At 70.4% G+C, this 19,439-nt stretch carries 16 protein-coding genes; 9 read left to right on the top strand and 7 right to left on the bottom strand.

The genetic code is table 11. The features are described 5' to 3' along the window. The first annotated feature begins 47 nt into the window (after positions 1–47). A complete protein-coding gene (locus ABT158_RS26060) occupies positions 48–695 on the top strand; it encodes a hypothetical protein (RefSeq protein WP_352357581.1) in 648 nt (215 codons plus the stop codon). A gap of 3 nt (positions 696–698) precedes the next feature. Here ABT158_RS26060 and ABT158_RS26055 read toward each other — a convergent pair whose 3' ends face one another. Together ABT158_RS26055 and wecB are read right to left on the bottom strand one after the other, a co-directional pair. Beyond that, complete coding sequence (locus ABT158_RS26055) at positions 699–2,735, bottom strand: glycosyltransferase family protein (RefSeq protein WP_352357579.1); 2,037 nt, start codon at positions 2,733–2,735, stop codon at positions 699–701. A gap of 54 nt (positions 2,736–2,789) precedes the next feature. Continuing rightward, the gene (gene wecB / locus ABT158_RS26050) at positions 2,790–3,920 is read right to left on the bottom strand and encodes a non-hydrolyzing UDP-N-acetylglucosamine 2-epimerase (protein ID WP_352357577.1); all 1,131 of its coding nucleotides are present in this window, start codon (positions 3,918–3,920) and stop codon (positions 2,790–2,792) included. 176 nt (positions 3,921–4,096) lie between these two features. Here wecB and ABT158_RS26045 point away from each other — a divergent pair, with 176 nt between their 5' ends. The 7 genes from ABT158_RS26045 (at position 4,097) to hisC (ending at position 12,282) form a co-directional block, all read left to right on the top strand. Next, positions 4,097–5,650, top strand: coding sequence for a glycosyltransferase family 4 protein (locus tag ABT158_RS26045; RefSeq protein WP_352357575.1), 1,554 nt, complete (start codon positions 4,097–4,099; stop codon positions 5,648–5,650). A gap of 115 nt (positions 5,651–5,765) precedes the next feature. Further along, entirely contained in the window at positions 5,766–7,028 is a 1,263-nt protein-coding gene (locus tag ABT158_RS26040) for a nucleotide sugar dehydrogenase (protein ID WP_352357573.1), read from the top strand. 19 nt (positions 7,029–7,047) lie between these two features. After that, complete coding sequence (locus ABT158_RS26035) at positions 7,048–8,136, top strand: glycosyltransferase (protein WP_352318038.1); 1,089 nt, start codon at positions 7,048–7,050, stop codon at positions 8,134–8,136. A 43-nt stretch (positions 8,137–8,179) separates the two neighbouring features. Then, on the top strand, positions 8,180–9,979 hold the full coding sequence (locus ABT158_RS26030) for a DUF4434 domain-containing protein (protein WP_352357570.1): 1,800 nt from the start codon (positions 8,180–8,182) through the stop codon (positions 9,977–9,979). Between the two features lie 31 nt (positions 9,980–10,010). Beyond that, positions 10,011–10,667, top strand: a complete 657-nt coding sequence (locus tag ABT158_RS26025; RefSeq protein WP_352357568.1) for an NUDIX hydrolase — start codon at positions 10,011–10,013, stop codon at positions 10,665–10,667. Continuing rightward, positions 10,664–11,161 carry a GNAT family N-acetyltransferase gene (locus ABT158_RS26020; RefSeq protein ID WP_352357566.1) on the top strand — a complete coding sequence of 166 codons (498 nt, stop codon included), beginning with the start codon at positions 10,664–10,666 and terminating at the stop codon, positions 11,159–11,161. The genes ABT158_RS26025 and ABT158_RS26020 overlap by 4 nt, the downstream gene beginning before the upstream one ends. A gap of 62 nt (positions 11,162–11,223) precedes the next feature. Further along, positions 11,224–12,282, top strand: a complete 1,059-nt coding sequence (gene hisC, locus ABT158_RS26015) for a histidinol-phosphate transaminase (protein WP_352357564.1) — start codon at positions 11,224–11,226, stop codon at positions 12,280–12,282. Here the strand turns inward: hisC and ABT158_RS26010 are convergent. Further along, a complete protein-coding gene (locus tag ABT158_RS26010; RefSeq protein ID WP_352357562.1) occupies positions 12,279–13,217 on the bottom strand; it encodes an EamA family transporter in 939 nt (312 codons plus the stop codon). The two genes, hisC and ABT158_RS26010, sit on opposite strands and share 4 nt — an antisense overlap. 158 nt (positions 13,218–13,375) lie before the next feature. Between ABT158_RS26010 and ABT158_RS26005 the strand changes: the two genes are divergently transcribed. Then, positions 13,376–13,834, top strand: a complete 459-nt coding sequence (locus ABT158_RS26005) for a rhodanese-like domain-containing protein (protein WP_352357561.1) — start codon at positions 13,376–13,378, stop codon at positions 13,832–13,834. A gap of 367 nt (positions 13,835–14,201) precedes the next feature. On the opposite strand, the gene ABT158_RS26000 is transcribed toward ABT158_RS26005, so the two are convergent. The 4 genes from ABT158_RS26000 to purD all read right to left on the bottom strand — a co-directional run bounded on the left by ABT158_RS26000 (position 14,202) and on the right by purD (position 19,087). Continuing rightward, entirely contained in the window at positions 14,202–15,491 is a 1,290-nt protein-coding gene (locus tag ABT158_RS26000) for a GTP cyclohydrolase IIa (protein WP_352357559.1), read from the bottom strand. A gap of 201 nt (positions 15,492–15,692) precedes the next feature. Next, positions 15,693–16,958: a UDP-N-acetylglucosamine 1-carboxyvinyltransferase gene (gene murA, locus ABT158_RS25995; protein ID WP_352357557.1), complete on the bottom strand. Its 1,266-nt coding sequence runs from the start codon at positions 16,956–16,958 to the stop codon at positions 15,693–15,695. Positions 16,959–17,036: 78 nt separating this feature from the next. Then, entirely contained in the window at positions 17,037–17,873 is an 837-nt protein-coding gene (locus ABT158_RS25990; protein ID WP_352357555.1) for a phosphoribosylaminoimidazolesuccinocarboxamide synthase, read from the bottom strand. Then, positions 17,870–19,087 (bottom strand): phosphoribosylamine--glycine ligase, encoded by a 1,218-nt coding sequence (gene purD, locus ABT158_RS25985; RefSeq protein WP_352357553.1) that lies wholly within the window; start codon positions 19,085–19,087, stop codon positions 17,870–17,872. The genes ABT158_RS25990 and purD overlap by 4 nt, the downstream gene beginning before the upstream one ends. Positions 19,088–19,439 lie beyond the last annotated feature (352 nt).

The following is a 19,439-nucleotide window of genomic DNA, read 5'->3' as shown; positions in this document are numbered from 1 at the left end:
CAAGGGGAGAATTCGTGCTTAAGGCTATTTCGGGGGTATGTCTGAGCATGATGGTCGTCGCCGGATGTTCCGCCGGCGAGGCCGACAATCAGGCCGCCGGGTCGGCGCAGCCCGCCGCGTCCTCCTCGGCGGTGGAGGCGGCCCGGCTGCGCGCCGCCCTGCTGCCCGTGCCCAAGGGCATGCGCATCGCGTACGGGCCGGAGATGGGGGCGTTCGGCTCGCTCAAGTCCACCCAGGAGGGGCTGGCCGCCATCCAGCAGGCCAAGCTGGAACGTCCGGAGTGCGCCGGGGCCGCCCAGCTCGACGCGGCCAAGCCGGAGGTCGCCCAGGCGCCCGCCGCCGTGATCGCCTTCTCCGCCGCGCGCGGCTCGATCACGCAGGCCGTCGTGTCGATGCCGTCGGCGTCCATGCCCGCGCCGCTGCCGCCGCAGTGCGCCCTGTACAAGGCCACCGTCGAGGGCGCGGACGTGACCTACCGCACCGCCAAGCTGGCCATGCCGGCCAGGGGCGACGAGTCGCGGGCCTACCTGACGACGGCCTCCGGCGGCGACAAGCGCGCCCAGATCGGGTCGGTCGTGATCAGGCGGGCCCATCTGGTCATGAGCATGCTCGTCGTCGGGGAGAAGGTGAAGGCGGCCGGCCTGTACGAGCTGGCCCGCCTGGCCGACCAGAACCTGGCCCGCGTCACCCGCTGAGGCTCAGATGAGCACGTGGTCGTCCGGGCGGCCGACGAAGGAGAACTGCGCGTTGCGCGTCAGCTTGATGTGGTCGGCCTGCCAGGTGTGCATCGAGGCGTCGGCGCTGCGCCAGTAGACGAAGTTGAACCGGTCGGCCGAGTAGATCTTGACGGAGTCCTCCTTCAGCCGGCGTACCAGCTGGGTGTCCTCCCCCCGCGTGATGTCCGCGAAGCCGTACGAGCGGAACATGTCCGCCTTGCCGAGGAACGTGCCGCCCTGGACGAGGAAGGAGTACCGGTGCTCCAGGCCGGGCAGCCGGAGCATGGTGGTGTTGCTGCCCTCGAAGTACGCGTAGTGTGCCCCCTTGCCGACCAGCTCGGCGTCGGAGTAGTCGAACGCGCGCACCAGGTCCGACAGGTAGTGCTCGCCGTAGAGGTTGTCGTCGTCCATCTTGGCGATCAGGTCGCCCTCGGCGGCGGCGATGCCCAGGTTCATGCAGGCGCCGAGCGTCAGCTCCGGGGCGGCGGGCAGGACGACGACGTCCGTGATGCCGGCCATCCGGGCCTTGTCGGCGACCACCACCGGGTCGATGTCCAGCCCGTGCAGGACCATGACGAGCTGCAGCGGCCGGTGGAGCTGCCGGGCCACCGACGAGATCGCGTGCTCGATCTGCGCGGCCCGGTTGGTCGGCAGCACGACAGAGATCGAGCGGGACCGGGGCGTGGTGGCCTGGCCGAGGTTCTGCAGGATCTGGTCCACCCGGTGCGAGAACAGGTGCTTGTCGAAGACCTCCCGCATCGCCAGGTGGCCCATCCTGGCCCGCAGCTCGGGGCTGTTGATCAGGTGCAGCACCTGGTTGTACGACTCGACCGGCTCGCGCGCGATCGGCACCAGCTCGCCGAACGTCTCCTCGATCGCCCGCGACCACCCCGACACCACCGGGGTCGCGCACGCCGACAGCTCGAAGACACGCCGGGCGCACATGGTCGGCGAGTCGAGCACCGAGTTGACGTTGAGGAAGACCTTGTACATCCGGTACGCGGCCAGCATCTGGTCGTAGGGCAGCTCGCCCACGATGTGCGGCCGGTACTTCTCCGGCCAGGCGTACTTCTCGTCCACCTCGCCGTTGCGGGCGAAGATGTGCAGGCCCAGCTCGCGCACCGGGTCGAGGACGACCTCCATCTGCTCGCGCCGCTCGGGGTGCTTGTCGCGGAAGTACATGCCGGCGAACACCACGTCGTGCAGCCGGCCCTGCTTCTGCTGGATCGGGTTGTGCACCCGCGGCTGGGCGGCGAACTGCAGCACGTCGACCCGGTCGTGGCCGAGCACCTCGCGGTACTTCGGCACCATGTCGCCGTCGCAGGTGAACACGTAGTCGAACAGCTTGGCCGTGTCGATGAAGAAGTCGAAGTTCGGCGGGTCCTCCTTGTTCCAGAAGACCGTGGGGATGCCCTCGGCGCGGCACCAGGCGACCAGGTCGCGCAGCGGCTCCTTGGGGGCGTTCGTGCCGGTCATCTGGTAGCGCCAGCGGCCCTGGTTGCCGTGCCAGGCCGACTCGCAGAACAGCAGGTCGGGGCGCTTGTCGGCGAAGATCTCCGGCCAGTCCTTGAGGCCGAACTCGATCTGGTCCCACTCGTACCTGAAGGCCATCCTGGAGAAGTCGTCCAGGATGACCGCCACCTTGAGGTCGGGGCGGTTGACCGGGCCGAGCGGCCACTTCGCCGCCGGCACCTCGACCAGCGGGGGGCGGTGGTTGGCGAGCTCGACCGCCTCGGTGACCGGCATGGGCGGCTTGGGCGCCTTGTCCTTCGACCTGACCGCCTCGACGATCTTCCCCGGGCTCTTCGAGCCCAGGGCCTCGCCGAGCTTGAACGTGCGCTTGGCCTGGGTGGCCTCCAGCTTCCAGCCGGCGTACGCGGCCTTGGCCTCGGCGATCTCCAGCCGCCGCCGCAGCTCCCTGACCTCGGCCTCGTACCGCTCGATGAGCTTGCGCTCCTCGGGCAGCCAGTTGACGGGTCCCAGTCGCTGGAACGCGGGGGGCTCAGGGTTTTCGGCCATGGTGATACGCCTATCGCTCAGCGGAGGTATGTCATAGTACGGCGGATTCAACCGCTATTCGGGGCGTTTGGCCTGGGAAGCGGGAGCCAGGTTGTCGCCCTTCAGCCACGCCGCGATCACCGTCGCGATGCGCGGACCGGCCTTGCCGTCCCACAGCACCGGCAGCTCGCCGGCCGGCGTGGCGGCGCCGTCGGCGAGCGCCTTCTCCGCCGCGGCGGGCAGCAGTGCGGGCGTGACCAGGCGGTTCGTGCCGTGCGTGATCGTGATCGGCCGCTCGGTGTTGGGCCGCAGCGTCAGGCAGGGGACGCCGAGCATGGTCGTCTCCTCCTGCACGCCGCCGGAGTCGGTGACGACCAGCACCGCGCCCCGGACGAGTGAGAGGAAGTCCACATAACCCAGCGGCTCGATGACCTTGATCGTGTCGCCGTCCACCAGACCCGCCTCGGCCAGCCGCGCCTTGCCGCGCGGGTGCACCGGCACCACGACCGGCGTCCGCCGCGACACCTCCAGCACCGCCTCGACCAGCTCCCTGGCGGCCTCGGCGGTGTCCACGTTGGCCGGGCGGTGCAGGGTCGCCACGGCGTACCGGGACGGCAGGCCGAGCCGCGCCACCACCGGCGCCGGGTCCAGCGAGGGCAGCGCGGCGAACAGGCTGTCGATCATCGGGTTGCCCACCAGGTGCACCTTCGCGGGCGGCACGCCCTCCGAGGCCAGATAGGCGAGCGCCTCGGGCGAGGTGACGAACAGCAGGTCGGCCAGCGCGTCGGTGACGACCCGGTTGACCTCCTCGGGCATGCCCCGGTCGAACGAGCGCAGCCCGGCCTCGACGTGCGCGGTCCTGATGCCGAGCTTGGCGGCGACCAGGATCGCGGCCAGCGTCGAGTTCACGTCGCCGTAGACCACGACGAGGTCCGGCTCCTGGGCGACGAAGACGTCCTCCAGGCCCACGAGCAGGGCCGCGGTCTGCCTGGCGTGCGTGCCGGAGCCGACCGCCAGGTTGGCCACCGGCTCGGGCAGGCCGAGATCGGCGAAGAAGACGTCCGACATCAGCGCGTCGTAGTGCTGACCGGTGTGGATGATGCCCTGCCGCACGCCGAGTTCACCGAGTGCACGCACCACCGGGGCCGCTTTCACGAAATTGGGACGAGCACCCAAAACGTGCAGGACCAGGGGGTTCTCCCTCATTGACCTCGCCTTTCATAGCGGAAGGGAAAAAACGCTGCCTATGGTACGGTCCCAGCGTGGCATCCGACGCCAGTCGTCAAGACTCCTCAAAGGTTTCCGCGAAGTCCGCCCGGGCCGGCGTCGGGGGACTTCTCAAAGGCTTCGTCCAGCACCCCGTCATCGTTTCCCGCGTCGTCGTGACCAAGGTCAAGTCCGACCCCGTCCGCGTGGCGCAGGCCGCCGCCGACGCGCTCCCGCCCAAGCTGCGCCCGATCGTCGGCAGCGTGGCCTGGCCGGCCGCCCGCGGGGCCCGGCGCATGGTCCGCAAGCTCGGCATGCGCATGATCAAGGCGCCGTGGAACGAGGCGAAGGCCCACTGGGACGCCGGCCGGGTCTCCCAGGCCGCCGAGGTGCTCGACGCGTACACCAAATACCCCTTCGTCAAGCGCAGGGCCGCCTACTACCGCGGTGAGCTGGCCGCCATCAGCCCCGACCCGATCCCGCCGGGTCCGAAGGTCGCCGTCGCCGGGCGCGTCGAGGGCCGCGTGCTGCACCTGGTCACCAACGCGCTGCCGTACACGCAGGCCGGTTACACCGTGCGCACCCACCGGATCGTCACCTCCCAGAAGGCGGCCGGGCTCGACCCGCACGTCGTGACGAGCTGGGGCTGGCCCATGCTCCAGGGGCACGCCGACGCGCCCGCGCAGGAGGAGATCGACGGCATCCCGTACTACCGCCTGCTGCCCGACGGGCACGGCGAGGTGCCGTTCGAGATGCGCGGCCGCATGGTCAAGGGCGCCGACGGCGTCACCCGCCTGGTCGAGCAGCTGCGCCCGCAGGTCCTGCACGCCGCCACCGACCACCGCAACGGCTCGGTCGCCCACGCCGTCCGCGACCGGACGGGCACCCCGTTCGTCTACGAGGTGCGCGGCTTCCTGGAGGAGACGTGGGCCTCCCGCGACCCCATCCGGGTCGGCAGCCAGCGGCACGTGCTCCAGCGCGAGCGCGAGGCGTTCCTCATGCGCGAGGCCGACGCGGTCGTCACGCTGGCCGAGACGATGGCCACCGAGATCGTCGAGCGCGGCGTGCCCAGGGAACGCATCCACCTGGCGCCCAACGCCGTCGACGACACCCTGCTGTCGGCCCACTACGACGGCGCCTCGTTCCGCGACGCGTACGGCATCGCTCCCGGCGAGATCGTGGTCGGCTCGGTGTCCAGCATCGTGGCCTACGAGGGCTTCGCGACCCTGCTGCGCGCCGCCGCGCTGCTGCGCGACGACCGCACGCCGGTGCGGGTGCTCATCGTGGGCGACGGCGCCGAGCGGGAGAACCTGCTCGCCCTGGTCGAGGAGCTGGGGCTGCGCGACGCCGTCCTGCCCGGCCGGGTCGGCCCCGACGAGGCGCTGCAGGCCCAGGACGCCATCGACATCTTCGCCTGCCCGCGTGAGGACCTGCGGGTCTGCCGGCTCGTCACGCCCCTGAAGCCCGTCGAGGCGATGGCGCTCGGCAAGCCGGTGGTGCTCAGCGATCTGCCCGCGCTCTCCGAGCTCGTCGGCTCCGACGGGGCCGGCCTGCTGGTGCCCGCCGGCGACCCGGCCGCGCTGGCCAAGGCGATCGCCGGCCTGCGGGAGGACCCGGCCAGGCGGGCGGAGATGGGCGAGGCCGGACGCGCCGAAGTCGCCGCGAAGCGGACCTGGAGCCGCGTTGCCGAGACTTATCAAGCTCTATACCGATCGCTTGCCGAAAGATGACCTCCACGTTGCCTGTACGTTGTGACGGGTTCGGTCGCATTAGGCGTGAGCTAGGTGGACTTGAGATAACCTTTGCGACCATGAAGTGTTGTTTCCGGCTCTCGAAGGCACTGCTGTGACAGAAATCGACTTGGCTGTCATCGGCCTGGGCTACGTCGGTATGCCGCTTGCGAAGGAAGCGGTTGCCGCCGGGCTGCGGGTCGTCGGCGTGGACGTGGACCCCCGGAAGGTCGACGCGCTCAACGCCGGGCAGTCCTACATCGATGACCTGACCGACGCTGACCTCGATCACATGCTGGCGAACGGATTCAGCGCGACGCTGGACGAGTCCGTGCTGGCCAGAAGCAACACGATCGTCATCTGCGTACCCACCCCGCTGGACGAGGACCACCGTCCCGACCTGTCCGCGGTCGAGGGCGCGACCAAGGCCGTCGCCCGCAACCTCAGCAAGGGCACGCTCGTCGTGCTCGAATCCACCACCTGGCCCGGCACCACCGACGAGGTGGCCCGCCCGCTGCTGGAGCAGTCGGGCCTGGCCGCCGGCGTGGACTTCCACCTGGCCTTCTCGCCCGAGCGCATCGACCCGGGCAACCCGAAGTTCGGGCTCAAGAACACCCCGAAGGTCGTGGGCGGCTACACGCCGGTCTGCCGCGACCGGGCGACGGCGTTCTACAAGCAGTTCATCGAGCAGGTGGTGCCGGTCAGCGGCACCCGCGAGGCCGAGATGGCCAAGCTGCTGGAGAACACCTACCGGCACGTCAACATCGCCCTCGTCAACGAGATGGCGATCTTCTGCGACGAGCTCGGCATCAACCTGTGGGAATCGATCGAGGCCGCGGCCACCAAGCCGTTCGGCTTCCAGAAGTTCCTGCCGGGGCCGGGCGTCGGCGGTCACTGCATCCCCGTGGACCCCTCGTACCTGTCCTACACCGTGCGCAAGCTCGGCTACCCGTTCAGGTTCGTGGAGCTGGCCCAGGAGATCAACGAGCGCATGCCGTCCTACGTGGTGGCGCGCGTCCAGCGACTGCTGAACAGACACAAGAAGCCCGTGAACGGCGCCCGAGTGGTTATGCTCGGCGTCACGTACAAACCGGATATCGCCGACGAACGGGAAACTCCGGCTCTGCCTGTGGCGCGTGCGCTGCTGGAACTGGGGGCCGACCTCTCGTTCGCCGATCCGTACGTCAAGGAGTGGTCGGTCGACGGCACTCCGGTGCCACGGGAAGAGGATCTGACCGAGGCCGTGGTCAACGCCGACGTGACGCTGCTGCTGCAGCAGCACGCCGCGTTCGACCTGGCCATGGTCGAGGCGAAGGCCAAGCTCGTGCTGGACACCCGCGGTGTGCTCACCGAGGGTGAACGCGTCGAGCGGCTGTAGCGACGGAGGGCTGCGCGCAGTGCACGTGCTCGTCATGACGGTGGTGCATAACCCCGAGGACGCGAGAATTCTGCATCGGCAGATCCGTGCCCTCGTGGATGCCGGTCATGAGGTCACGTATGCCGCCTCCTTCTCGGCGCACGGGGTCGTACCGCGTCCATGGGTCAACGGCGTCGATCTGCCCAGGGCCGCCCAGCGCAAACGCATGGCGGCCGTCTGGGCTGCCCGGCGGCTGTTCAAGCGCATGCGGAACAAGGTCGACCTGGTCCTGATCCACGACCCGGAGCTGCTGTTCGCGGTCTGGGGCGTGCGCAACCGGCCGCCGGTCGTCTGGGACGTGCACGAGGACACCCCGGCGACGTTGTCGCTCAAGCCGTGGCTGCCCTCGTTCCTGCGCCCGCCGGTGCGCTTCTTCGCGCGCATGCTGGAGGGCACGGCCGAGCGGCACATGCATCTGCTGCTGGCCGAGACCGCCTACGCGGGCCGGTTCAAGCACGCCCATCTGATCGTGCCGAACGAGACCTGGGTGCCGGACTCGGTGACGCCTCCGGGCGACGACCGGGTGGTCTACCTCGGGTGGTTGTCGCGGGCGCGCGGGGTGTTCGAGGCCGTCGAGGTGGCCAAGCTGCTGCAGCCGTACCGGGTGACGGTGGAGCTCATCGGGTACGCCGATCCGCAGAGCCGTCCGATGCTCAACCAGGCCGTCGCCGACGGCCTGCTGGAGTGGCGTGACTTCATGCCCAACGACGAGGCGCTCAAGCGGCTCGACGGGGCACTGGCCGGGCTGTCGCTGCTGCACGACGAGCCCAACTACCGGCACTCGATGCCGACCAAGATCGTGGAGTACATGGCGCACGGCATCCCGGTCATCACGACGCCGTCGCCGCGCGCGGTCGAGCTCGTGGAGCGGTACGACAGCGGCGTCGTCGTGCCCTGGGAGGACCCGAAGGCCGTCGCGCAGGCGGTGCTGACGCTGCGCGACGACGTGCGCGAGCGGCGGGCGCAGGGCGCTCGCGGGTACGCCGCGGCCCGTGCGAACCACCACTGGCCGAACTCGGCCAAGCGGTTCGTGACCCAGCTTGAGGCATGGGCCGGGATCACGCGATAGCGGTTCATCTCCGGCAGATCACGAGAGCGGTAGGTTCCTGAACGTGCGATGGCTCTTCCTGCTCGTGGGCGCAGCCGTCCTGGCCGTGGTCGCGGTGGCGATCATCCTCTTCCCGTCGTCGTCCGAGCGGCCGGTCGCGTCCTCGTCGAGCACGCCGAAGCCGTCCAGGACCGTCTCGACGCCGCCGCCGCCGAAGGTCAAGGAGTTCACCGACCCCTGCGGCACGTTCGACACCACGACCAAGAACTTCTACGCCGTCACCGGCTACTGGATCACGCCGAAGTCGAACCCGTGCACCTGGCGTCACCAGCTCCAGGAGATCCACCGCGCCGGCGGCGACACGATCATCAGGATCGGGTACGGCCTGCAGTACCGCAGCGTCTCCGACGACACCGGCGAGGTGCTGGCGAAGGACGGGACGCTCGACCCGCTGTACAAGGCGTGCGAAGAGGACGGCCTGAGCTGCCACGACGCGGCCGAACGGGACCTGCGCAAGGCCAACCCCGGCAACCGGATCGGGCGCACGTACGTCTACCGCACCGACGAGGCGTTCGGCGGCGACCTGTTCCGCTGCCCCACGATGGAACACGCCGTCAAGGCCGGCGACCGCATCTACTACCGCATGGTCGCCCCACCGGACGGCTCCGACGACGCCACCTGCGACTTCACCAAGAAGGCCACGTCGTACGACCTGATCCTGGTGGCCGGCTCGGCCAAGGACAGCCTGGCCGAGCTGCTCGACCTGGCCGACCAGTTCAGCATGCGGGTCTTCCCGGCGCTGCCGCTCGCCCCGCGCGACTCCGAGACGCCGACCAGGGCGAACAAGCGGCACCTCGGCACCCTCACCACGCTTACCCGGCGCATCCTGCAGGACTACGGCGTGCGCTTCGCCGACCGGCAGGCCCTGGGCGGCGTCTACCAGCCGTTCGAGGTCCAGATGGGGGCCACGCTGGCCACCAACCCCACCCTTGAGGTGTACGCCGACCAGCACCGGATCGTCGAGCAGGAGCTGGGCAAGCCGATCCTGATCAGCCCGTACCTGGACGCGCGCAAGCGGGTCGGCTTCGGCCAGACGCCGGCGCAGGTGGCCGAGGCGTTCAAGGCGCTGGCCCGGACCGGCGTCGGCATCATCGCCCCGCAGGACAGCCGGGGGACCGGCAAGGTCGGCCTGTTCTGGCCGGACGAGCGCGACACCGAGGTGGACGACCGGCTGCGTCCGGTGGTCGGCGAGGCCACGTACGGCACCGCGTACCACGGCTCGACCCGCGACTACTACCGGGAGATGGCCAAGGCCCGCGACGAGATGCTGCAGGCCGGTCACGAGGTGGAGCTGTGGGCGAACGTGGAGGCGTTCGAGCCGTCCGGCAAGCAGCCGTGCGCCCCGCAGGGCACCCGCGGCCAGACCGACAAGAAGCGCCTCGACCAGGCCGTCACGATGGCCGGCCGGTACGTCCAGAAGATCGTCTCCTACATGTGGAGCGACTTCATGACCTGCGGCGACCCCTCGCTCCAGGACGAGATCGCCGGCGACTGGCAGCGCCCGATCGCGGTGGACGCCATCAGGCGGCCCCGCGACCCCCAGGACGGCGTCGAGGTGCGCGGCTACAACCTCGACGGCAGCACCGTGCTCGTCGAATGGTCCGGCGGCACCAAGGAACTGGTGGTCGCGGCCGTCGGCTGGCTGGACAAGGACCCGCTGGACGAGCACCCGGCCCGGATGGCGACGGCCTGGGTGCCGTTCGACTGGACCCAGGTGCCGCCCGGGGAATGGGTCAAGATAGGGATCAAGGGGGCGTCCGGCAAGGAGGCCACGACGCCCCTCCACGTACGCATATCCGCATAGGGCAGACGGGACTCCGTGTAACGTGCCGTCCATGGTCCCGAGCATCCCGGTCAGCGTCGACCTGGTCGTGCTCACCGTGCGCAACCATGCCCTGAGCGCCCTGGTGTGGCGGCGCGACAACCCGCCGTTCCTGCGCCGCTGGTCGCTGCCGGGCGGGTTCATCCAGCTCGACGAGGACCTGCCGGCCGCCGCCCACCGCGTGCTGGCCGAGCGGGCCGGGCTCCCGGGCGCCCCGGTGCACCTGGAGCAGCTCCAGACGTACGGATACCCCGACCGCGACCCGCGCCAGCGCGTGCTGAGCGTCGCCTACCTGGGGCTGGCCCCCGACCTGCCGGCCTCGGAGCAGGCGCACATGAGCTGGCAGCCGGTCGAGGCGCTGTCCGTCATGGCCTTCGACCACCGCCGCATCATGCTCGACGGCGTCGACCGCGCCCGCGCCAAGCTGGAGTACACGTCCCTGGGGGCGGCCTTCTGCCCGCCGGAGTTCACCGTCGCGGACCTGCGCCGGGTGTACGAGATCGTCTGGGGGCGTCCGCTCGATCCCCGCAACTTCCACCGGAAGGTCACCAAGGCGGAGGGCTTCCTGGTGGAGACGGGCGCCACCACCACCAGAGACGGCGGCCGTCCCGCCAAGCTCTTCCGCCGCGGCCCCGCCGAACTCCTCCACCCGCCCATGCTCCAGGAGTGACCATCCCGAACGACCTCGTCGACGTCATCGAGACCTCTCGCCTGTCGCTCGTGCCCCTGCGGGCCGAGCACGCCGCGGAGATGGCGGCCGTGCTCGCCGACCCGCGCCTGCACGAGTTCATCGGCGGCGCCCCCGCCACCGAGCAGGAACTGCGCGCCCGCTACGAACGCCTGGTCGCTGGCCCGCCCGGCTGGCGCAACTGGGTGCTCCGCCTGCGCGCCGACGGCCGGCTGACCGGCTACGTGCAGGCGACCGTAGAGGCTGGCACGGCCGAGATCGCCTGGGTGGTCGGCGTGCCCTGGCAGGGCCGCGGCCTGGCCGCCGAGGCCGCCCGCGCCCTGGTCTCCTGGTGCGACGCCCACGACATCGGCACGGTCGTCGCCCACATCCACCCCGGCCACGCGGCCTCCGCCGCGGTCGCCGCCCACGCCGGCCTCCACCCCACCGACCTCGTGCACGACGGGGAGACGCGCTGGGAACGCGTCCGGCCGTGAGCCTTCCCGACGTGCGGGGGCTGGCGGATGCTTCATCGGGCGTGGCCTTTTAAGGTAGTTCTATGCCTCGTTTCCGCCACATCCTGGACACCATGCCCCCCTACAAGCCGGGCAAGGCCGTGGTCTCCGCCGACGGCCGGTCGTACAAGCTCTCCTCGAACGAATCCCCCTACGACCCGCTGCCCTCCGTGGTCGAGGCCGTCGCCGAGGGAGCCCGGCAGATCAACCGCTATCCCGACCCCGGCGCCGTGGCGCTGACCGAGGCCATCGCCGAGCGGTACGACGTGCCGGTCGAGCACATCGCGCTGGGCGCCGGCTCGGTCACGGTGGCCCAGCAGCTGTTCGAGACGGTCGGCGAGCCCGGCGTCGAGGTCGTCTACGCGTGGCGGTCGTTCGAGGCGTACCCGTTGCTGGCGGACCTGTCGGGGGTCACGTCCGTCCAGGTGCCGCTGGCGGGCGAGGACCACGACCTGGACGCCATGGCCGAGGCGATCACCGACCGCACCCGCATGGTCTTCGTGTGCAACCCCAACAACCCCACCGGCACCGCGATCCGCCGCGACGCCCTGGTGTCCTTCCTCGACCGCGTGCCGGAGAACGTGCTCGTCGTGCTGGACGAGGCCTACCGCGAGTACGTCCGCGACGAGGACGTCCCCGACGGCCTGACGCTCTACCGCGACCGGCCGAACGTCTGCGTGCTGCGCACCTTCTCCAAGGCGTACGGGCTGGCGGGCCTGCGGGTCGGCTACCTGATCGGGCACGAGCCCGTGGCGGCGGCCGTCCGCAAGACGATCATCCCGTTCGCCGTCAACCACCTCGCGCAGGTCGCCGCCATCGCCTCGCTGAAGGCCGAGGACGAGCTGCTGGAGCGGGTCGAGCGGGTGGTCAAGGAGCGCGGCCGGGTCCGCGAGTCGCTGATCGAGCAGGGCTGGACGGTGCCGCCGACCGAGGCGAACTTCGTCTGGCTGCGGCTCGGCGAGCGCACCCTCGACTTCGCCGCCGCCTGCGCGGTGGAGGGCGTGGCCGTACGGCCGTTCGCGGGCGAGGGGGCCCGGGTGTCCATCGGCGACCCCGAGGCCAACGACGCCTTCCTCGCCGCCGCCAAGGAGTTCCGCGGTTAGGCGCTGACCTCCTCCGCGAGGGTCGCGGTCCTGGCCTTGGCGCGTCGCTCGGTGGAGACCACCAGGGCGACGCCCACCAGGATCACCGCCCCGCCGGCGATGATCTGCGGGGTCACGTGCTCGTTCACGACCAGCACGCCGAGGATCACGGCGACGACCGGGTTGACGTAGGCGTAGGTGGACACCAGCGAGATCGGCGCGTTGCCCAGCAGCCAGGTGTAGGCGGTGAAGCCGACCAGCGAGCCGACCAGCACCAGGTAGGCCAGCGCCGCCCAGGAACGTCCGGAGACCGCCGCCAGGTCGAGCCGTTCGCCGAGCACCGTGCCGGTCACGGCCAGGCCGGCGCCGCCGACCAGCATCTCGATCGAGCTGGCCGCGAAGGGGTTGGCGGGCATGGGGATGCGCGCCGACAGGAACGAGCCGACCGACCACGAGAACGAGGCCACCAGGATCACCACGATCCCGGTGGTGTCCACCGACTGGCCGCCGGTCAGCGACAACGCCGCGACGCCGGCGAACCCGACGAGCACGCCGGCCAGCGTCAGCACGGCCGGCCGGTCCCTGACCAGGATCCGGAACACGACGAGCCAGAGCGGCACCGAGGCCACGAGCAGCGCGGCCAGGCCGCTGGAGATGTGCTGCTCGGCCACGGCCACCATGCCGTTGCCGCTGGTCAGCAGGAGCAGGCCGACCAGCCCGGCCCCGCAGACCTGCCGCCACGACACCCGGAACGGCTCCAGGCCCTTCCTGATCAGCAGGAAGCCGCCGAGCAGCAGCGCGGCCGTCACGAACCGCAGCGCGCCGCTCAGCATGGGGGGCATGGTCTCGATGGCGATCCTGATGCCGAGGTAGGTCGAGCCCCACACCACGTACACGATCGCCAGGGCGCTCCAGACGAGGACGGGAGCCCGGCTGTCAGTGGTGTTCGCACTCATGGGTCATGACCTTATCCGGCGACTCCGACAAAGCACCTGCGGGTCTCGGACTTAGGGATTTGGCGCGATATTAGCGACAGGCGGCTTTCGTGCCACTGTTGAGTGGGCGGGCCGGTTGAGACGATCGGAACTGACCAGCAATGAAGGGAATGTCGTAGATGTCAGCCGTCACCTCCACCCCGGCCGCCCCCAACGCCGCCGCCCTCGCCCACTTCGCCGCCCGCCTGGCCTTCGAGACCGACGTCTCGGACGTGGCCGCCGACCTGGCCGCCGGCGCGCCGGGCGTCGTGGTCGTGGACTCGCGCAGCCGGGAGAGCTGGGAGCAGGGGCACGTCGAGGGGGCGGTGCACCTGCCGACGGCCGAGATCGCCGCCGGCGCCGCCGCGCTGATCCCCCGGGACGCCACCGTCGTCACCTACTGCTGGGGCCCCGGCTGCAACGGCGCCACGCGGGCCGCCCTGGAGTTCGCCCGGCTCGGCTACGCGGTCAAGGAGATGCTCGGCGGCTTCGAGTACTGGGCCAGGGAGGGCTTTCCGGTCGAGACGGCGTCGGGCGTGACCCGGCGACCGATCGACGCCCTGACTGCGCCGGTGTCGGGAATCGCGTGCGCCTGCTGAAAGCGGTGTGGGCGATCGCGTGCGCCTGCTGAGCGGGCGATGGCGGGCGCCTGCTGAAGGCGTCCCAGGCGGGTTGTGGTGACCGGCTATATCCGGACATGCCCGCCGGTCTGGCAGTGCCGCCAAACGGCCTCACAGCCCCGTCCGGACGCCTTCCGTAAAAAGGGCGGCGGCGAAGGGGCTGTGCGGGAAAGTTTGGCGCCCCCGTCCGAATCCCGTCGATCGGGGGCGTGGGAGAACATACCCGTATCTACTCGGGTCAACCAATAAGACCACAAGAGTCAGGCGGATTGTCTGTGCCTTTGACTCCTCAGGTCAAGAACTCGGCACCCGTCGCCCCTGAAATGGGGCGACGGGCCCCGTACGGTCACCGCGGTCCGAGCTTCTCCACGATGAGCCGGTAGAGCTGGCGCGGACGCCCCGGCTGCGGGGTGCGGTTCGGCGGAAGCGGCCACGCGAGTCCCTCGTCAACCAGCGTGCGCAGCAACCGCCGAGCCGTGCGCGGCGTCACCCCGAGCATCTTGCCCGCGCCCTCGGCGTCGACCACCGTGTCGCCGCCTTCGAGCTTGGCCGCCAGCCTGGCCAGCACCTCCACGCCCTTCGGCTTGAGCGCGGTCGACCCGGAGGGTGGCATCCGGGGGGCCGGGATGAGGGCCCGGCCCTCGCGGTCCACCGCGAACCCCTGGGCCTGCTTGCCCGCTTGGGTGCGGGCCAGCGCGGCCCGCGCGTGCGACTCCGCGTCGTGCGTCGTCCGTCCCATGCCGACGCCCACCTCGACCGCCAGCCCGAGTTCGTCCCGGATCCTGGCCGCGAAGGGCAGCACCCTGAACCCGTCGGTGGCCGCGGCGATCGAGCCCCTGGTCGCGGTGACCAGGTAACTGTGATCGTCGATCGGCCAGACGGTCGCGTTGATCCGGTTCGCCTCCTGGACCAGTAACCGGTGCAGCGACAGCCGCAGCTCGTCGCGCCAGTAGCGTGGCGCCGCGCGCCGCACGGGCTCGCGCAGCGTCGGCACCTCCACCAGCACCACGGTGAGCTGCGACTCCTCCAGCCGGTGATGCGCCCCGAGCAGCGCCGCGGTGTGCAGCGCCGTCCGGACCGCGGCCGAGGTCGGCCTGATCCTGATGACCGGCACGCCGGCGGCGTGCAGGCGTTCGGCCACCGCGGGCAGGCACGTCAGTGCCCCCGAGGTGGCGCCCTGGCGGGCCAGCCGTTCGTGGTAGGCCGCGATCGTGCCCGTGGCTCCGGGCTCGTCGCGGCTGTGCACGTCCGTGGCCGGTATGCCGAGGTCGGTGTACGCCTCCTCGACATCCGCCCTGCTGACCACGTCCACGCTGACCCGTTGCGGGTCCATCCGAGTGTCAAGTGCGGCCTTCGCCAGCGCCGCCACCAATGCCGCTCCGCCGAGTTGCACGTAGGTCGCGGGCATCGTCAGCACGCCTGATCGCCTGGCCAGGTCATAAGGGACCGGGCTGGCGAACAGGCACGCGTCGACACCGGGACCGAGCCGCGTCACCTTGTCGGGCGCCTCCTGCTCATCGCGGTACGCGGCCGCGACCAGGCGACACGGCAGCGGTGCCGCGGCGTGACCCATCAGCATGACTCGCTCGACCAGGTCGTGGGGTCCGACCACGCCGATGGTGAGGTCCGGTGTCATGGCGCCCGGGCGTGACACTCGGGGAGTTTCTTCGGCCCTCTCGACCAATGTTCGTCCCATCCTGCCGTCCGTTGCAGTGCTCTCTTTTGGAACGATCGCTCGCGGGGGCCGTAATGTCACGCCCGACTTTTCCGGAAAGTCGTTCTGGTTGACCGCCCGACAAGATGTCTCAGCAGCTCAACGCGGTTTTTCTCATGTTTTTTAGCGCTCAGAAATCTCTCGTGTAATGTCCGCGCCGAGCGCGCGCATTCGCGCCGCGAGATGTGCGTGGCCGCGATCGATGAGGTATCCGGACTCGATGACGGTCTCTCCTTCGGCCGCCAGACCGGCGAGCACGAGCGCGATACCGGAGCGCAGATCGTGCGCCGTGACTTGCGCGCCCTTGAGCGGCGTGCGCCCGCGCACCACGGCCCTGTTGCCGTCGACCTCGACGTCGGCGCCCATCTTGTTGAGCTCGCCGGCCAGGGCGAAACGGCCGTCGAAGATGCGCTCGTGGATGTAGCTCGTGCCGTCGGCCAGGGCGGCCACCGTCATCATCGGCGACTGCAGGTCGGTCGCGAACCCGGGATAGGTGTCGGTGATGATGTTGATGGGCCGCAGCGGACGGTCGCACCGCACGTGCAGCACCGCGCCCTGCCGGGCGAAGTCGACGCCCATCTGCTCCAGCTTGTAGCGGACGACGCCCAGGTCGAGGCCGGTGCCCACCAGGCTGAGCTCGCCGCCGGTGATCGCCGCGGCCATCGCGAACACGCCCGCGTCGAGCCGGTCGGGCATCACGGTGTGCTCGACGGCGTGCAGCTCCTCCACGCCCTCGACGGTGATGAACCCGGTGCCGCCGCCGCTGATGCGCGCGCCCATCTTGGTGAGCATGTCGATGACGTCGAGCACTTCCGGCTCAAGGGCCGCGTTCTCGATCACCGTCGTGCCCTTGGCCAGGGCGGCGGCCATGATCAGGTTCTCGGTGCCGGTGTGGGAGGGCGTGTCCAGGTAGAGCGTGGCGCCGGTCAGGCCGCTGGCCTTGACGTGGATGACGGTCTCGCCCTCGTCGACGACCGCGCCCAGCCGCTTGTAGCCGAGGTAGTGGAAGTCGAGGTTGCGGCTGCCGAGGTTGCAGCCGCCCACGCCCTCCACGATCGCCTCGCCCAGCCGGTGGAGCAGCGCGGGGGTGAACAGCACCGAGCCGCGGAACCGGCGCGCGATCTCGGCCGGCAGCACGGGGCTGCTCAGCCGGGAGGCGTCGATGACCAGCGTGCGCTCGGACTCGTGCAGCTCCACGTACGCGCCGATCGCCTCGGCCAGCTCGACCGCGCGCCGGACGTCTTCGATGATCGGCACGTTCCGCAGCACGGTACGGCCCTTGGCGGCCAGCAGAGCCGCACCGATCATGGGAAGCACGGCGTTCTTCGCGCCCTGGATGAACGCGGTTCCACGCAGTGCGTTGCCACCGCGCACGCGGTAACGGACCATTTCGTGCGGCTCCTTGAAATCAACGGTCAGGCTCGATCGGGCCAACAGTAGTGGCTGACACCAGGTGACCCAGCCGAATCATCCGCTAAACGGCGCCCCCGTGACGCGCTCATACGCTTCTAGGTATCGCTGCCTTGTGCGCTCGACAACGTGCTCGGGAAGTCGAGGTGGGGGGTTTCCGGAGGATTTGTCCCATCCGGATTCGGGCGAGAGCAGCCAATCACGTACATATTGCTTATCGAAAGAAGGTTGCGCCCTGCCCGGCTGCCATTCGTCGGCCGGCCAGAACCGCGACGAGTCCGGCGTCAGCACCTCGTCGCCCAGGGTCAGCACGCCGTCGGCGTCCCAGCCCAGCTCGATCTTGGTGTCGGCCAGGATGATGCCGCGCTCGCGGGCGATCTCCGCGCCGCGCGTGTAGACGTCGAGCGTGATGCGCCGCAGCTCGGCGGCCGTCTCCGCGCCGACCTCGGCGACCACCTGCTCGAAGGAGATCGGCTCGTCGTGCTCACCCTGGGGGGCCTTCGTCGAGGGGGTGAAGATCGGCTCCGGCAGGCGGGAGCCGTCCTCCAGGCCGGGGGGCAGCGGCACCCCGGAGACCGTGCCGGTCGCGCGGTACTCCGACAGGCCGCCGCCGGCCAGGTAGCCGCGGGCCACGCACTCCACCTGGACCATGCGCAGCGGCTTGCACACCACGCTGCGCGCGTCGTCGCCCCTGGCCAGGATGTGGTTGGGCACGACGTCCTTGAGCTGGTCGAACCACCACAGCGACATCTGCGTGAGGATGGCGCCCTTGTCGGGGATGCCGGGCTCCAGCACGTAGTCGAAGGCCGAGATGCGGTCGGAGGCGACCATCAGCAGCAGGCCCTCGTCGGTCTCGTAGAGATCGCGTACCTTGCCGGAGTGCAGATGCTTCATCGGGCGATGTCCGTCCTGTGGTGCGAGCCGCGCAGCTCGACGCGGTCGACGAGGTCGTAGGCGTTGCGGCGGGCGCTCGCCTGGTCGGGACCGTGGCCGACGACGGTCAGCACCCGGCCGCCGTTGGAGACGACCTCGCCGCCGGGGCCGCGCGTGGTGCCGGCGTGGATGACGTACGCGTTCTCCGTCTCGGTCAGGCCGGTGATCACGTCGCCCTTGACCGGGGAGTCGGGGTAGTTCTCCGCAGCGATCACCACGGTCACCGCCGAGCCGTCCTTGAACACCGGGTCGGGGCCGAGCTCGCCGGTGGCGCAGGCCATCAGCAGCCCGCCGAGCGGCGTCTCCAGCCGGTCGAGCAGCACCTGCGTCTCGGGGTCGCCGAACCGGGCGTTGAACTCGACCACCTTCGGCCCCTTCTCGGTCAGGGCCAGGCCCACGTAGAGCACCCCCTGGTACGGCAGCCCGCGCCGCCCCAGCTCGGCGATCGTCGGGTGCACGACCTCGCGCATGACCTGCTCGGTCAGCCCTTCCGGAGCCCAGGGGAGCGGCGTGTACGCGCCCATGCCGCCGGTGTTGGGCCCCTCGTCGCCGTCGTAGGCGCGCTTGAAGTCCTGGGCGAGCTGGAGCGGCACCGCCGTGCTGCCGTCGCAGAGCGCGAACAGCGACACCTCGGGCCCGTCGAGGAACTCCTCGATGACCACCCGCTCGCAGGCCCGCGCGTGCTCCAGCGCCTGGTCGCGGTCGCGCGTGACGACCACGCCCTTGCCCGCGGCCAGGCCGTCGTCCTTGACGACGTAGGGGGCGCCGAACTCGTCGAGCGCGGCGGCGGCCTCCTCCTCGGTCTCGCAGGTGTAGGCGCGGGCGGTGGGCACGTCGGCGGCCTTCATGATCTCCTTGGCGAACGCCTTGGAGCCTTCGAGCATGGCCGCCTCACGGGTCGGCCCGAAGCAGGCGATGCCGGCCTCGCGCACGGCGTCGGCCACGCCCGCGACGAGCGGCGCCTCCGGCCCGATGACGACGAGGTCGGCCCCCAGCCGCCCGGCCAGCTCGGCCACCTGCGCGGGATCGACGGGATCGACGGGATGAACGGTCGCGACGCCTTCGATGCCCGCGTTACCGGGAGCACAGTGGAGCTCGCTGACCTGGGGATCGAGTTTGAGCGAACGGCACAGGGCGTGCTCACGCCCTCCGGAACCAATGACTAGAACGCGCACGTGCCCCATTGTCGCAGGCCCGGCCCCCTCGCCCGGCGCGGGTCCCGGGCGGGTTGCGGGCACGTCGAATGCCGGATCAAGCCCGCATCTTTGTGCGGTTCTACCTGAACCGAGCGCCCGCCGGCGAGTATCGTCGTTTGGGTTCACCCGCCTGTGGTAGGTTAAGGCGGCTTTGCGGCGTCTCTTGTGATTGGAGGTGGTCCGGGATGAAACCTGGTGATCCCAGCAGTACGTGCTCTCCCACGTACGCCCCAGTTACCCCCGACCACTCCAATCCGGCAGCCTGATCGTGCCTCCACGCATTTGTGTCGATTGAGGTGACTTTTCATCGCGCGTGGAGCGTGCCAGGTCG

Origin of the sequence: Nonomuraea sp. NPDC001636 (assembly GCF_040298265.1) — a bacterium.
GTDB lineage: Bacteria > Actinomycetota > Actinomycetes > Streptosporangiales > Streptosporangiaceae > Nonomuraea.
Note: the sequence above shows the minus strand (reverse complement) of the source record. Positions and strands in the feature narration are given on the sequence as shown.

What these genes read in the sequence shown, in the direction of transcription:
- ABT158_RS26060 (WP_352357581.1), top strand. Translation starts at nt 48, where the DNA reads ATGATGGTCGTCGCCGGATGTTCCGCCGGCGAGGCCGACAATCAGGCC.
- ABT158_RS26055 (WP_352357579.1), bottom strand. Translation starts at nt 2,735, where the DNA reads ATGGCCGAAAACCCTGAGCCCCCCGCGTTCCAGCGACTGGGACCCGTC.
- wecB (WP_352357577.1), bottom strand. Translation starts at nt 3,920, where the DNA reads ATGAGGGAGAACCCCCTGGTCCTGCACGTTTTGGGTGCTCGTCCCAAT.
- ABT158_RS26025 (WP_352357568.1), top strand. Translation starts at nt 10,011, where the DNA reads ATGGTCCCGAGCATCCCGGTCAGCGTCGACCTGGTCGTGCTCACCGTG.
- hisC (WP_352357564.1), top strand. Translation starts at nt 11,224, where the DNA reads ATGCCTCGTTTCCGCCACATCCTGGACACCATGCCCCCCTACAAGCCG.
- ABT158_RS26010 (WP_352357562.1), bottom strand. Translation starts at nt 13,217, where the DNA reads ATGAGTGCGAACACCACTGACAGCCGGGCTCCCGTCCTCGTCTGGAGC.
- ABT158_RS26005 (WP_352357561.1), top strand. Translation starts at nt 13,376, where the DNA reads ATGTCAGCCGTCACCTCCACCCCGGCCGCCCCCAACGCCGCCGCCCTC.
- ABT158_RS26000 (WP_352357559.1), bottom strand. Translation starts at nt 15,491, where the DNA reads ATGACACCGGACCTCACCATCGGCGTGGTCGGACCCCACGACCTGGTC.
- murA (WP_352357557.1), bottom strand. Translation starts at nt 16,958, where the DNA reads ATGGTCCGTTACCGCGTGCGCGGTGGCAACGCACTGCGTGGAACCGCG.
- ABT158_RS25990 (WP_352357555.1), bottom strand. Translation starts at nt 17,873, where the DNA reads ATGAAGCATCTGCACTCCGGCAAGGTACGCGATCTCTACGAGACCGAC.